The following is a 14372-nucleotide window of genomic DNA, read 5'->3' on the forward strand; positions in this document are numbered from 1 at the left end:
TGTTTGGAAACAAACAGAATGCTATCGCTGCATAGTTGAACAGTGATGTTCAGCAGTGTTCAGCGTAAATGTATCAGCCCTGTCTTGAGCGCAATTATAGCCACTACTTCCCGTTCCTCCGGGCAGAACTGGGTCAAGTCTGCCTACGACCGCAGGCCGATTCCCGACCACTGCACGCAATGACGGCCCTGCTCATCCTTCAGGGATCCATCGCGGCGGTAGGAAAAGAAATCTTGGGGTTGGCTGAGGGTGCAATGGGGGCTGACGGCAATGTGTTCAGGGGGGATCCCTTTGGCTTGGGCTTGGGCACCGTTGACCCAGCGCAGATCCAGGCGAACCTTGCCAGGCAGAGGATCGGGCAAGAGAGCAGCGCGGGCATCCAGCCCTAGGGGTAGGCTTTGCAGCACCTGCTCCGCCACCTCCTCTGACACCTGATAGACCGACCCCGAAATGGAAGGCCCGATGGCCACGCGGATCCCAGCAGCAGGGATCCCCGCCCGGAGAAACTCCTGCAGCACCTTGGACAAGATCCCCGCAGCAGTGCCTCTCCACCCGGCGTGAATGGCCGCCACCCATTCTCGACTGGCCACCAAAATCGGCACACAGTCAGCGGTGCAGACCCAGGCAGAATCCCCTTGGCGGCGGGCAATGACCGCATCCGCCTGAGAACGGGTAGAGATCCCTTGACCAGCAGAGCAGTCCTGCTCTCGTTTGTGTCCAAAGGTTTCGGTGATCCCATCTGCCCAAACCCAGTTGCAGCCATGCACCTGATGGCCCCACGCGGCCTGTTCAGGGGGCAGTTGCAGCCGGGCGGCCAACTGAGATGGGGGATGGGGATGACCTTGGCGAGAGCCAAAAGCGTGAGGCCACTCCGCCAAAAGCTGACACTCCAGCCAGCGCCATCTCTCTGCCTGCTGCCAAACCCACAAGGCGGAGCCACTCATCGGCGGGAGCTACCCGGACCAGCAATCGGCGGGGATCCTTGAGACCGATGTTGGGCGTGGAGATGACCCACCCGCTCTTCCAAACACATCTTCAGCTCAGCAGGGTTAAACAGCATCGGCAAAAAATGAATGCTTTTGGTTTCTCGGAAAAAGAACAACACCGGCAGCGGCGGCCAGAAAATTTGCCAATCCTGCCACTCGCTGTAGGGAAACTCGCGGATGCGCTTGGAGCCGCTGTAGACCTGCAGCGCCGTCCTGGTAAAGGCCAGCCCGATCAGAGAGGTCTGCACCATCAAAAACAGGCCGAACAGACCCACCCCCAGCCCCGCCCAAAGCGAAAGCCAGAACAACGGTACCGCCAAAGCCAACACCGACAGGCTGAGGCGAAAATCCGGAGTCAATAGATGGGCAGAATTGGGCCTGATCATGCCCCACTCCTCCTCTCAGGGATCCCAGCCCCATTCTAGGCTGCCTCGGCGACTCTTCAGAAGTTAGAAGATTGGGAAAAAAGGAGATAGTAAATGATAAACTCCAGAGTTCCGCAGGTTTACAGATCAGAACCGGCAAGACGACCCCCATCTACCCAAATGCGCCCTTGGGAAAACCGGCATAATACGGATATAACGAGTGCTTACTGCTAACCTGCACAACCCGTTGGGTCTCTCCATGCCTATCGATCCTCTCTCTCTGATGCCAGAGGAGCCAACCACTCAGATTCCCTCAGAAGTCTACGAGCGCGGATCCCAGGCCGGGCCGGTTGGGGCCTTTCTGACGGTGCTCAGCGGTGCCAATGTGGGCATGACGTTTCCCTTGGCAAGGGGTGGGGTTTTGGGGCGCAGCCACTGCGCGGATATCCAGCTCTTGGATCACGCCGTCTCCCGGCAGCACTGTCGGCTGGAGAGAGAAGATGAAGGTTATGTTCTCACCGACCTGGAGAGCCTCAACGGCACATATGTTAACGGCGAGCGCGTCAGCCGCGTTCTCCTGAAGGATGGAGATTACATTCAAGTGGGGGCCAGCACCCTCAAGTTTGCCTACTACAACGCGGCAGAAGAAGCCTTCTTTTTGCAAATGGCCACTGCTGCCCTCTATGACCCGCTAACCGGTCTGTATAACCGACGTTTTTTCCTGAAGCAACTGGAGCTGGAGATCCCCTTTGCTCTTCGCCATCAAATTCCTCTCCACGTGCTCTATCTGGATTTGGATGGGTTTAAGCAAATCAACGACCGCTGGGGGCACTGGGCTGGGGATCAAACCTTAATCCAGGTGGCGCGGCGATTGCAAGCTCACGTTCGCCAAGACGATCTGGTGGCCCGCTTGGGGGGCGATGAGTTTGCCCTGCTGGTGCGCGGGATCCCAAACCCGCAAATCTTGGGGCTGACAGAACGCTTGCGGCAGGCCGTCCAGTCCCTGTCGGTGCAGGTGGAAGCGGAGATCATCTCCCTGAGCTGCAGCGTGGGCATCGCCTCTCTGCTGGAGCTGGAAGAAGGAACTGACCCACAAAGTCTGCTGGCTGCTGCCGACAAAGCCCTCTACCGGGCCAAAGCTGAGGGGGGTAACCGAGAGACTTTGCTGTAGCTCGAGGCCACCTGTTGGGGTTCAGGATCCCTCTACCAAGCTGGCATAGGCTTCGGCACTCATGGTGTCCTCGAGATCTTCGGGGTTGGCAATGCGCACCTTGATCAGCCAGCCATCGCCATAGGGATCGTCGGCAAGGCTTTCGGGGCTCTCCACCACCGCTGTATTCACGGCCACCACCTCTCCAGAAAGAGGGGCATAGAGATCTTCGACGGCTTTGACCGATTCCACCGAGCCAAAGCTTTCCCCTTTTTCAATCTCTGTCCCTTCTTCGGGCAAGCCCACGAAAACGATATCCCCCAGTTGATCGACGGCATAAGCTGTGATCCCAATCACCGCAATATCATCCTCGACATGGATGTACTCGTGGGTGTCCACGTAGCGCAGATGGGATGGATAGTCCAGGGCCATGCCGGTTCTCCCATAAACTCAGTGGATTATTCTAGGGTGAACTCTCGGAGATGGTAAAGGGCGGATCCCAAGCCCGGCCCGCTAGAGAAACTCCATCAGCAGCCGATTGACCGTTTGCGGAGCTTCCTGCTGCGCCCAGTGGCCGCATTCGGGGATGTACTCCTTGCGCAGGCCGTTGGGGAAAAAGGGATCCATCCCCTCAGTTAGCTCGCGGCTGAGGGCAAAGTCTTCTTCTCCCCAAATCAGCAGGGTAGGGGCGAGGATTTGCCGCATGGGCTGCAAAAACAGGTTCTGCAAAGTGGGCAGGTTAAACAGCTGGCGGTAGTAGTTGAGGGCAGAGGTGAGAACCTTGGGTTTGGAGAGGGCCTCTTGGTAGAGCTTGAGGTCGTGGCGGGTGAAGGCGCTTTTGCGCACCGAGGTTTCCTGGAAAATGCGGCGCACCCAATCTCCCAAATCCCACTGCAGCACCCACTCTGGCAGCCAAGGCAATTGAAAAAAGAACAGGTACCAACTGCGGCGCAGTTGATCCAAGTTGCTCAAGAATTCCCGGCGAAAGCAGGCCGGATGGGGAGAATTGAGGACGGCCAGCTTGCGAATCTCCTCAGGAAAAAATTGCGCCCAGTGCCAGGCAATGGCTCCCCCCCAATCGTGGGCTACGACCACCGCCCTCTGAGCCCCAAAGTGGCTCAGCAAGCCGCGAATATCCTCAGTAAGGGTATCCAAGTCGTAGCCGTGATCCGGTTTGTCGGAATCGTTGTAGCCGCGCATGTCGGGTGCCACCACGCGAAACCGCTGCGCCAACACCGGAATCTGATGCCGCCAGGAGTACCAAAACTCCGGGAAACCGTGCAACAAGATCGCCAGCTCCCCTTCCCCTTGGGTGACGTAGTGCAGTTGAATGCCATTGGTAAGGGCATACCCGTGCTGCCAGGTTCCCATTTTGGCAGCTACCTCAGGAGGAAGGCGGGGGATCCCTGCTTCTGCCATGTCGTCTGCTCTCGAGCTAACCCATGATTTGGTATCCACCCATACTAACCTTTGTCGCCGGTCTTCCCTTTGCCGGCGCAGGCTTTTTGAGAGGCATCCTACGAAGAAAGCTTAAGAGAAAGTCTGCGGGTGAACAGATTAGATGAACACTAGCGCAGAAGGCCAAAGCCCAACATCCCCGCAAAGCGTTGCCATTTTGGGAGCCGGGGCTTGGGGAAGTACCCTGGCGATGCTGGCTCAGGGGCAAGGGCACCGGGTGCGGGTTTGGAATCGCCGCAAGGGCCTGGATTTGGCAGAAGTGCTCCAGGGATCCCAAATCCTCATCTCAGCCGTCTCTATGGCGGGGGTGCGCCCTGTGGTGGAAGCGGTGCGCCAAGTGGGGATCCCGCCGCAGGCAATTTTGGTCTCGGCCACCAAAGGGTTGGATCCACTGCAGCTTCTGACCCCTACCCAAATTTGGGGGGCCACCTTCCCGGAGCAGCCCCTGGTGGTGCTTTCGGGGCCCAACCTCTCGGCGGAGATCCGTCAAGGCTTGCCGGCAGCAGCAGTGGTGGCCAGCCGGGATCCCTGGGCCGCTGTGCAGGTGCAGTATGCCCTTTCTTCAGAGCGGTTCCGCCTCTACACCAGCAGTGACCCGTTGGGGGTGGAGCTGGGTGGCACTCTGAAAAATGTCATTGCCATCGCTGTTGGCGTGTGTGATGGCTTGCAACTGGGGGCCAATGCCCGTGCGGCTCTGGTTACCCGCGGCCTGGCAGAGATGATCCGGGTGGGATCCAAGCTGGGGGCACGGGCAGAAACCTTCAACGGCCTGTCGGGGTTGGGGGATCTGCTGGCCACCTGTCACAGTTCCCTCAGTCGCAACTACCGGGTGGGCTACGGGCTGGGCCAGGGCAAGCCTTTGTCGCAGATTTTGGCCGAAATGGAGGGTACTGCCGAGGGCGTTTACACAGCTCCGGTCGTTGTAAAAATTGCCGCCCAACACGGGATCCCCGTGCCCATTACTCAAGAGGTTCACCAGTTGCTGCAAGGGCAGACCACTCCCACCGCCGCTCTCGCCCGCCTGATGGAACGACAACTGACCTCAGAATAGGCTGCCCTCCCCCCCGGCCCCTCTCCCAAAGGAGGAGAGGAGTTTGGGCTACCTGGCATAACCGCAAATCTACGGACAAGGAAAGTTGTCCCTCACGCTACCAGGATTTTTGCAGAGCCGTGGGATCCCAGAATGAGCGATTTGGCGGAGTTTTTTTCCTCAGGGTTTCCCTACACTGCCCCTATAGTTCTTTTACTTGCTCCTGCATCAACTCGGATCTCTGTTGCTCCGGGAAGTGGATAGTGGGCCCGACAGGCTGGGCTGGGTTTTTGCTTGCTTTTTTACAAAGTTATGTCCAAACGCATCTTGGTGATTGAAGACGAACCCTCCATCCGTACCTACCTGCAGAAGGTGTTGCAAAGAGCGGGGTACGACGCGGTGGCGGCCACCGATGGAGAGGAGGGTTTGCAGATGGTGCGCACGCTGATGCCGGACTTGGTGTTGTGCGATGTGGTGATGCCCAAGCTGAACGGCTATGGGGTGCTGGATGCTCTGAGATGGGATCAGTCCACGGCTCACATCCCCTTCGTCTTTCTCTCCTCGAAAATCTCTCCCGAAGAGATTGAACAGGGGTTATGCTTTGGCTCCGATGCCTATTTGACAAAGCCCGTTGACCAAAAACACCTGTTGAAAGCCGTTGCTGCCCAATTGTCTTGAGTTGACCGCCTTCCGCATACCCGAACGGTCGGCTGGAAACTCAGGGGCAATCAATCGTGTTGATTAACTGGAGACATTCCCCTGGTGCTCCCACTGGATCCCCAGAGCGTTGACGAGGGTGTTAACAGGCCCGAGCCTTCTGCCGTTGTCGCTGTTGGCGTTCTAGAGCTTCAAACAGGGCTTGAAAATTGGCTTCGCCAAAGCCTGTGGCTCCACCCAACCGTTGGATGACCTCGAAAAAAAACGTGGGCCGACCAAACAGAGGCTGAGTGAAGGTTTGCAACAACAGGGGGGGGTGTGGGGAATCAGAAGCAGGCAAGGTGGCATCCAAAAGGAGCTGCTGCTCCACCAAGTCGTGCCAGGAGATGGCGGGGGGCAACCCACCAGAACGGAGTATTGCTCCAGAAGCCAGCTCCCTTGCCAGGTTTGTGTAATACTCCGACGGCACCTGCAGAAAGTTTACGCCCCCCTGTCGCAGCCGGCGCACACCGGCAACGATATCCGAGCTATGCAACGCCGCATGTTGCAGGCCAGGGCCATGATGGGCATCCAAAAACTCCTGGATCTGGGAAGCGGCACAGGTGGGCTCGTTGATGGCCAACTGGATCCCGGCTTCAGGATCTCCCACCACCACACTTTCTAGGCCAGAGGTGTTGGTGCGGATGCTATAGCGATACAGAGACCGCCAACCCAGCACCTGCCCATACCAATCTGCCGCTGCCTGCAGGGATCCCCGCTCCACGTTCAATACCAGGTGATCCCAGTGGGAAAACAAGTTCTCCTCGGCAGGGGCTGAATCGGGGATCCCTGAGCTGGGGATCAAAGAATGCCTGAGTCCATAAGGAGTGCGCAGGCACAGAGCAGGGCAGCCTTCGTCTTCTGCCGGGATCCACTCCACTTGGGCTCCTCGCCTCTGCAAAAGCTCTGCCAAGCCCAACAGCTCTTGCTCCTCCACCGCCAAGGCCACATCCACCACGCCAGGGGAATGTTGCTGCAAATGGCGATCCACCTCATCCCCGGCGTGAGCCGGCTGAGATAGGCGCAAGCGCAGGGATCCCTGACGCAGACAGAGGGTACTGCCGAGCTGTCCTTCCATTCGGAAGCCCCAAACCTGACAAAAGTGTTCCTGCCAACGGGGCAGATCCCAAAGATAGAAGTGCAGGTGATGGATCCCTTGGACGATTCGATTGGACTGGTTCATAGAGCAAGGCACTGCTAACGCGAACGTCGAGTGTCCTGACGTTCTCACGGCAACAGGCGACCTGGGCCGCCCTACCTCAGCATAGGCCCGCCATTTGCCGATGGAAAAGCGTAAAACAACATTAAGAAGGCATTAAGACAGTGTTAAAAAATAGGATAAAAATAAGATTAAAAAACCACGCGACCGAAAATATCCTCAGAGCGCAAGGGACTAAAATTAAATCAGGCGAGGTGTATTTAGAACGCCCAAAAAAGAAACAGAGGAGTTGCTAAAAGCCCTTCGTAGGATCCCTGGAAGCCTTGCAGAGATTGGGTAGTTCTTTGGCTCTTTTTTAAGCCTGCGTGGGGCAAAGGCCGGGGTGCTGCCTCGCTCTGTCGATAGATTATCAGGCGTAATAGCCGGGAGGATTGTTATGGTTGCCAGTGTGCAGCGTTCTGTAGCATCACCTACAGAATTGAAGGCGGAACCAAGGACAGGATCCAACGCAGCCGGTCAAAAAGTTTTGAGCGATTTTGCGCCGGGATCCTGGCAGCGCTGCATCGATGTCAGAGACTTTATTCAACGGAATTACACCCCCTACACCGGCGATGAAACCTTTTTAGCTGCAGCCACCGAGCGCACCCAGCGGCTGTGGGCCAAGGTCAAGGATTTGATGGCTCTGGAGCGAGAGCGAGGGATCCTAGATGCCGATACTGCCGTTCCCTCTACCATCACCAGCCACGCCCCTGGCTATATCGACCCAGAGCTGGAACAAATTGTGGGGCTGCAGACGGACAAACCCCTGAAGCGGGCCATCATGCCCTTTGGCGGCATCCGCGTGGTGGAGTCTTCCCTCAAAGCCTATGGCTACGAGCTGGATCCCCGCACCAAGGAAATTTTTACCCAGTACCGCAAAACCCACAACGACGGCGTTTTTGATGCTTACACCGAAGAGATGCGCCGCTGCCGCCGCTCCGGGATCATCACCGGCCTGCCCGATGCCTACGGTCGGGGTCGCATCATTGGGGACTACCGGCGGGTGGCCCTCTACGGGGTGGATCGGCTCATCGAAGACAAGCAGGCCCAAAAAGCCAGTCTAGACCTGGACACGATGGACGAAGAGACCATCCGCCTGCGGGAGGAGCTCTCCGAGCAGATTAAGGCCCTACAAGAGCTGAAAGAGATGGGATCCCGCTACGGGTTTGACCTGGGCCGTCCGGCGGCCAACGCCCGCGAAGCCATCCAATGGCTGTACCTGGCCTACCTGGCAGCCGTCAAGGAGCAAAACGGGGCGGCCATGTCCTTGGGGCGGGTGTCCACCTTCCTGGACATCTACATCGAGCGGGATCTGCAGGCCGGGATCCTCACCGAGGAAGAGGCCCAGGAGCTCATTGACCACTTTGTTATGAAGCTGCGCATGGTCAGGTTTTTGCGCACGCCCGAGTACAACGAGCTATTCAGCGGGGATCCCACCTGGGTTACCGAGTGCATCGGCGGCATGGGCCTGGATGGGCGGCCTTTGGTTACCAAAACCAGCTTCCGCATGCTGCATACCCTCTACAACCTTGGCCCAGCGCCCGAGCCCAACTTGACCGTGCTCTGGTCGGAGCGGCTGCCGGAAGCCTTCAAGCGCTACTGCGCCAAGGTCTCCATCGAAACCAGCTCCATCCAGTACGAAAACGACGATCTGATGCGCCCCTACTGGGGAGATGACTACGGCATTGCCTGCTGCGTGTCGGCCATGCGCATCGGCAAGCAAATGCAGTTCTTTGGGGCGCGGGTGAACTTGGCCAAGTGCCTGCTCTATGCCATCAACGGCGGTCGGGATGAGATCTCCGGCGAGCAGGTGGCTCCTGCTTTCGCCCCCATCACCGCCGATGTCCTGGACTACGACGAGGTGTGGCCGCGCATGGCGCAGATGATGGCCTGGCTGGCCAAGACCTACGTCAACACCATGAACATCATCCACTACATGCACGACAAGTACTGCTACGAGCGCCTGGAGATGGCCCTCCACGACCGGGACGTGCTGCGCACCATGGCCTTTGGGTTGGCCGGCCTGTCGGTAACAGCCGACTCCCTATCCGCCATCAAATACGCGCGGGTACGGGCCATCCGGGATGAGCGGGGCCTAGTGGTGGATTACGCGGTGGAGGGCGACTTCCCCAAATACGGCAACAACGACGACCGAGTTGACTCCATTGCGGTGCAACTGGTGCAGACCTTCATGGCCGAGCTGCGCAAGCACAAGACCTACCGCAATGCCATCCCCACCCAGTCCATCCTCACCATCACCTCCAACGTGGTCTACGGCAAGAAAACCGGCAACACCCCCGACGGGCGGCGAGCGGGCGAGCCCTTTGCCCCAGGGGCCAACCCCATGCACGGCCGGGACACCAAGGGAGCGGTGGCGTCGCTGGCTTCGGTGGCCAAGCTGCCCTACGACGACGCTCTGGATGGGATCTCCAACACCTTCTCGATTGTGCCGGCGGCCCTAGGTCGCACAGCGGAGGAGCGGGTTGCCAATCTAGTGGGGCTGCTGGATGGCTACATGCGGGATGGCGGTTTCCACCTCAACGTCAATGTTCTCAACCGCGAGACCCTGCTGCATGCCATGGAGCACCCGGAGCTCTACCCACAGCTCACCATCCGGGTTTCCGGCTATGCGGTGAACTTCATCAAGCTCACCCGCGAGCAGCAACTGGATGTCATTAACCGCACGTTCCATCAACACTGCTAAAAGACCAGCCTGGGGATCCCTGAAGTCCGCCCATACCGGGGTCGATGGAAGGGATCCCCCATCGATAACCGAGGAGGCCCGATGATCATGACTGTTTGTAGCGCTGCGGATCTGGTCAGCCAGTATGCCTCAGGACGGCGCGATTTTCGGGAGATCGATTTGCAGGGGGCTGAGCTGCAGGGGATCCATTTGGCCGGTGCCGATCTCAGCTATGCCGATTTCAGTGGGGCCAACTTGGCGGGGGCTAATTTGCGGGGGTGCGATCTCAGTTTTGCCGACTTCAGCGGAGCTAACCTATCGGGAGCCGATTTGCGGGGATGTCTCCTCTTTGGCAGCGATTTTCGAGGGGCGCTCTTAGAAGGAGCCTTGTTGGATCACGCAGATTTCGATGCCTATACCCATTTCCCGAAGGATTTCGATCCCAAGGCCCACCGCCTGCACGGCATCACGGTGGATACCTCCGTGCCTAGCCCACACGACCCATCGGTCTGAGCTGGGTGGGATCCCCAAGCTGCCCTTTCGGCTTTTTATCCCCCTTTCTCCCTTCCAGCCAGGATAGCAGCGGTCTAGCTAAAAGACCCTAGGGATCTAAAAAAATCTAGTCCCAACCTAATCCAAAGAGAAATGGAAACTGTGTTCTATTTAACCTGAGTTAGCAATCTGGAAGAAAACCTCAAGATTGATTGATATTTTGCAAAAGTCATCCAGGATAAAAGTATGGATACCGTTATGAACCCCCTGACACCAATTGCTGGGCGCATTCACTCGGTGGAAACCTGTGGCACCGTCGATGGGCCAGGAATCCGCTTCGTAATTTTTACACAGGGTTGTCCACTTCGCTGTTTGTATTGCCACAACCCTGACTGTCGGGATCCGGAGGCGGGACAGCTTGTTACGGTTGAGTCTTTAATTGCCGAGATCCAACGTTACAAGAATTACTTGCGAGGGGGGGGAGTTACGGCTACCGGGGGAGAGCCTTTGCTGCAACCTGACTTCGTGGCCGAGATCTTCCGTCGCTGCCATGAGTTGGGCTTGCACACGGCTTTGGATACCTCTGGCTATGTTCAACTGGAAGCGGCAAAACCTGTGTTGGATCATACAGATTTGGTGTTGCTCGATATCAAGTCTTATCTGCCGGAGCTGTATCGAAAGGTTACCGGCGTCTCGCTAGAACCCACTCTTAATCTGGCCCGCTATTTAGACCAGATCCACAAGCCTACCTGGATTCGTTTTGTGCTGGTTCCCGGCTTGACGGATCCCGAGGAAAACATTAAGGGTCTGGCCGAGTTTGTGGCCACCTTATCCAACGTGGAGCGAGTGGAAGTTTTGCCCTTTCACAAGATGGGGGAATACAAATGGCAGCAATTGGGATTGCCTTACACCCTCGCCGATGTCAATCCACCCACACCCGAACAGGTGAATCACGCCTTACAAATCTTTCGGGATCAAGGACTGGTGGCTATTTGACAATTCTGCAGTTGCGGCTTGGGTCAGCATAGCCAGGTCACGCTTAGATCCGAAGTGATTCACAGTTAATCTCTGCACCGTCTCCAGATTGGCCCTGAGCTGACTGGAATCCAAGTTGATCCCCAGGCTAACTTTACGGACTCTATGTGAACTGAAGAATACCCCAAGAGGAGGGATCCCCAATGGAAGTTTGCGTCACCTACCGCGATGGTGTTCAGTTCCAAGCGGAAAGCCGAGGGCACCGCATTCTCAGCGACCAGCCTTTGGACAATCACGGTCGAGATCAGGGAATGACGCCGCCGGAATGGTTTCTGGCTTCTCTGGGCGCCTGTGTTGGTTTTTATGCCGTCAAATATCTGGAAGCTCGGCAGTTGGATCCCAGTGGACTAGAGGTGGTGGTCACGGCGGAGAAAGTTGAGCATCCGGCTCGCCTAGACAACATTCACATTCGTGTAAAAACTGGGATCCCGCTGGACGGAAGGCATCAAAAGGGGCTGGAAAAAGCAGTTGATGCCTGCATCATTCACAATACGCTCACCCATCCCCCCACCCTGACCACCGAAATCCAAGTTCCTGCTCCTGTTGGCGCCTAGATTGCCATTCGGGTTATTCGACTATTTCCAACTATCCGATTGTCAATTGTTCCTATCGTCTAAGTCTTGATGAGTTTTGGAGGGATCCACCGATGCCAGTAACCAATCTAGCCGAGCTGGAAACCTTGATCCAGCAGGTGAAGGCTGCCCAAGCTGAATATGCAACTTTCACCCAAGAACAGGTAGACCGGATTTTTCACAGAGCCGCTCTGGCTGCCAACAACGAACGGATCCCGCTGGCCAAGCTGGCGGTACAGGAAACCGGCATGGGTATTGTGGAGGACAAGGTGATCAAAAATCACTTTGCCTCGGAATACATTTACAACAAATACAAACACGAGAAAACCTGCGGGGTTATCGAGCGGGATGAGAGCTTTGGCTACGAGCGCATTGCTGAACCAGTAGGGCTTTTGGCAGGTATTGTGCCGGTAACCAACCCTACCTCGACGACAATTTTCAAGGCTCTGATCACCCTCAAAACCCGCAACGGCATTATCTTTTCCCCTCATCCCCGCGCCAAAAAATGTACTATTGCCGCAGCCAAAGTGGTTAAGGAAGCCGCCGAGGCAGCGGGTGCTCCCGTGGGGCTCATTGGCTGGATCGATGAGCCCACCATCGAGCTGTCCCAGGCTTTGATGCAGCATCCTGAGGTGAAGCTGATCTTGGCTACCGGCGGGCCTGGCATGGTTAAAGCGGCCTACTCTTCGGGCCACCCGTCTTTGGGGGTGGGAGCGGGCAATACCCCGGCAGTGATCGATGCCAGTGCCGATATTCCCATGGCTGTCAGCTCGATTTTGTTGAGCAAGACCTTCGACAACGGCATGATCTGTGCCTCAGAACAGGCAGTGGTGGTGGTGGATGCCATCTACGAGCAGGTCAAGGCCGAGTTCGGCCATCGGGGGGCCTACATTTTGGATCCGGAACAAATCGAAGCCGTGCGCCGCATCCTTCTCAAAGACGGTCGCCTCAATCCGGCCATTGTGGGCCAGTCGGTGCAGACCATCGCTGCCCTGGCCGGTATCCAGGTACCCGAAGGCACCAAACTGCTGATTGGGGAAGTGGAGAAGGTGGGGCCGGAGGAGCCCTTCTCCTACGAAAAATTGGCCCCTGTTCTGGCCCTCTACCGCGCCAACGATTTCCACAGCGCCGTAGATGTTGCTGTCCAACTGGTCAATTTCGGCGGGCGGGGACACACCTCTGTTTTGTACACAGATCCCGCCAATCGGGACGATATTGCCTACTTTGAAAATGCCCTGCAAACCGGTCGAGTCTTGATCAACACTCCCTCTTCACAAGGGGCCATTGGGGATCTCTACAACTTCAAGCTAGATCCCTCTCTGACTTTGGGCTGTGGCACTTGGGGAGGCAATTCGATCTCCGAGAATGTGGGGCCGCGCCACCTGCTCAACATTAAAACGGTAACCCAACGTCGGGAAAACATGCTCTGGTTTCGGATCCCGCCCAAGGTTTACTTCAAGCCCGGATGTCTGCCTATTGCTCTGCGGGAATTGGCCGGCAAAAAACGCGCCTTTTTGGTGACCGATAAGCCGCTCTTTGAGTTGGGCATATTGCATCCCATCACCCAGGTTTTGGATGAGATTCGCGTGAGCTGGGATGTGTACCACGATGTAGAGCCGGATCCCACCCTCAGCAACGTCAATCGCGGTCTGGAGCAGTTGCGCCAGTTTCAACCGGATGTGATTATTGCGGTCGGTGGGGGATCCCCGATGGATGCGGCCAAGGTGATGTGGCTGATGTACGAGCAGCCCCAGGTGGAGTTTGATGGCTTGGCGATGCGCTTTATGGACATCCGCAAGCGGGTTTACGAGCTGCCGCCACTGGGGCAAAAAGCTCAGCTCATCTGCATCCCCACCACTTCCGGCACGGGATCCGAGGTGACGCCCTTTGCCGTAGTGACCGATGACCGGGTGGGGATCAAATACCCCCTGGCGGACTACGCCCTCACCCCCACCATGGCCATTGTGGATCCGGATCTCACCTTAAAGATGCCCAAGAAGCTAACGGCTTACGGCGGCATCGATGCCCTCACCCATGCTCTGGAAGCCTATGTGTCGGTGATGGCCAGCGACTTTACCGATGGGCTGGCCCTGCAGGCCATCAAGCTCCTGATGACCTACCTGCCGCGGGCCTACGAGAAGGGCGCCGAGGATCCCGAAGCGCGGGAAAAAGTCCACTACGCCGCCACCATTGCCGGCATGGCCTTTGCCAACGCCTTTTTGGGGGTGTGCCACTCCCTGGCCCACAAGCTGGGATCCACCTTCCATCTGCCCCACGGCCTGGCCAATGCCCTGATGATTACCCACGTCATCCGCTACAACGCCACCGACGCCCCCTTTAAGCAGGCCATTTTTCCCCAATACCGCTATCCCAACGCCAAGCACCGCTATGCCGAGATTGCCGATTACCTGCAGTTGGGCGGGACCAATGACGATGAAAAGGTCATGCACCTCATTGAGGCCATCGAGGAGCTCAAGCGGAAGCTGGGGATCCCGGCCAGCATTCGCGAGGCCCTTAGCGAGAGCGAGCAGGCGTTCTACGACCGTCTGGAAGCGATGGCGGAGCAGGCTTTTGACGACCAATGCACCGGCGCCAACCCCCGCTACCCCCTCATCCAGGATATGAAGGAGCTGTACGTCTTGGCCTATCGGGGCTGCCGGGTGGATTCTGCCCTCTACCACCAGCCGGAACCAGTGTTGGCCTAAGG

At 57.4% G+C, this 14372-nt stretch carries 13 protein-coding genes; 8 read left to right on the forward strand and 5 right to left on the reverse strand.

Features of this window, described 5'->3' with window-relative positions; genetic code table 11:
* Positions 1 to 143: 143 nt before the first annotated feature.
* A complete protein-coding gene (gene pgeF / locus NW842_RS06760; protein ID WP_414417721.1) occupies positions 144 to 944 on the reverse strand; it encodes a peptidoglycan editing factor PgeF in 801 nt (266 codons plus the stop codon).
* Positions 941 to 1372 carry a DUF3119 family protein gene (locus NW842_RS06765; protein ID WP_414355723.1) on the reverse strand — a complete coding sequence of 144 codons (432 nt, stop codon included), beginning with the start codon at positions 1370 to 1372 and terminating at the stop codon, positions 941 to 943. Before NW842_RS06765 ends, pgeF begins: the two co-directional genes overlap by 4 nt.
* A 238-nt stretch (positions 1373 to 1610) precedes the next feature.
* Here NW842_RS06765 and NW842_RS06770 point away from each other — a divergent pair, with 238 nt between their 5' ends.
* Positions 1611 to 2522 carry a diguanylate cyclase domain-containing protein gene (locus tag NW842_RS06770; protein ID WP_414417722.1) on the forward strand — a complete coding sequence of 304 codons (912 nt, stop codon included), beginning with the start codon at positions 1611 to 1613 and terminating at the stop codon, positions 2520 to 2522.
* A 21-nt stretch (positions 2523 to 2543) separates the two neighbouring features.
* Here the strand turns inward: NW842_RS06770 and gcvH are convergent, their stop codons facing one another.
* Together gcvH and NW842_RS06780 are read right to left on the reverse strand one after the other, a co-directional pair.
* Positions 2544 to 2933, reverse strand: coding sequence for a glycine cleavage system protein GcvH (gene gcvH / locus NW842_RS06775; protein ID WP_414351600.1), 390 nt, complete (start codon positions 2931 to 2933; stop codon positions 2544 to 2546).
* A gap of 81 nt (positions 2934 to 3014) precedes the next feature.
* Positions 3015 to 3959: an alpha/beta fold hydrolase gene (locus tag NW842_RS06780; RefSeq protein WP_414351599.1), complete on the reverse strand. Its 945-nt coding sequence runs from the start codon at positions 3957 to 3959 to the stop codon at positions 3015 to 3017.
* Between the two features lie 103 nt (positions 3960 to 4062).
* Here NW842_RS06780 and NW842_RS06785 point away from each other — a divergent pair, with 103 nt between their 5' ends.
* Both NW842_RS06785 and NW842_RS06790 read left to right on the forward strand, forming a co-directional pair.
* Entirely contained in the window at positions 4063 to 5010 is a 948-nt protein-coding gene (locus NW842_RS06785; protein ID WP_414417723.1) for an NAD(P)H-dependent glycerol-3-phosphate dehydrogenase, read from the forward strand.
* Between the two features lie 291 nt (positions 5011 to 5301).
* Entirely contained in the window at positions 5302 to 5667 is a 366-nt protein-coding gene (locus NW842_RS06790) for a response regulator (protein WP_414355726.1), read from the forward strand.
* A 121-nt stretch (positions 5668 to 5788) separates the two neighbouring features.
* Here the strand turns inward: NW842_RS06790 and NW842_RS06795 are convergent, their stop codons facing one another.
* A complete protein-coding gene (locus tag NW842_RS06795) occupies positions 5789 to 6868 on the reverse strand; it encodes a VOC family protein (RefSeq protein WP_414417724.1) in 1080 nt (359 codons plus the stop codon).
* A gap of 412 nt (positions 6869 to 7280) precedes the next feature.
* Here NW842_RS06795 and pflB point away from each other — a divergent pair, with 412 nt between their 5' ends.
* From pflB to adhE, 5 genes are all read left to right on the forward strand, one after another.
* The gene (gene pflB, locus NW842_RS06800; RefSeq protein WP_414417725.1) at positions 7281 to 9587 is read left to right on the forward strand and encodes a formate C-acetyltransferase; all 2307 of its coding nucleotides are present in this window, start codon (positions 7281 to 7283) and stop codon (positions 9585 to 9587) included.
* 81 nt (positions 9588 to 9668) lie between these two features.
* The gene (locus tag NW842_RS06805; protein ID WP_414417726.1) at positions 9669 to 10079 is read left to right on the forward strand and encodes a pentapeptide repeat-containing protein; all 411 of its coding nucleotides are present in this window, start codon (positions 9669 to 9671) and stop codon (positions 10077 to 10079) included.
* A gap of 225 nt (positions 10080 to 10304) precedes the next feature.
* Complete coding sequence (pflA, locus tag NW842_RS06810) at positions 10305 to 11054, forward strand: pyruvate formate-lyase-activating protein (protein ID WP_414417727.1); 750 nt, start codon at positions 10305 to 10307, stop codon at positions 11052 to 11054.
* A gap of 182 nt (positions 11055 to 11236) precedes the next feature.
* Positions 11237 to 11647 (forward strand): OsmC family protein, encoded by a 411-nt coding sequence (locus NW842_RS06815; protein ID WP_414343934.1) that lies wholly within the window; start codon positions 11237 to 11239, stop codon positions 11645 to 11647.
* Between the two features lie 92 nt (positions 11648 to 11739).
* Positions 11740 to 14370: a bifunctional acetaldehyde-CoA/alcohol dehydrogenase gene (adhE, locus tag NW842_RS06820; protein WP_414417728.1), complete on the forward strand. Its 2631-nt coding sequence runs from the start codon at positions 11740 to 11742 to the stop codon at positions 14368 to 14370.
* Positions 14371 to 14372 lie beyond the last annotated feature (2 nt).

The organism is Synechococcus sp. R55.4 (assembly GCF_047461935.1).
Taxonomy (GTDB): Bacteria; Cyanobacteriota; Cyanobacteriia; order Thermostichales; family Thermostichaceae; genus Thermostichus.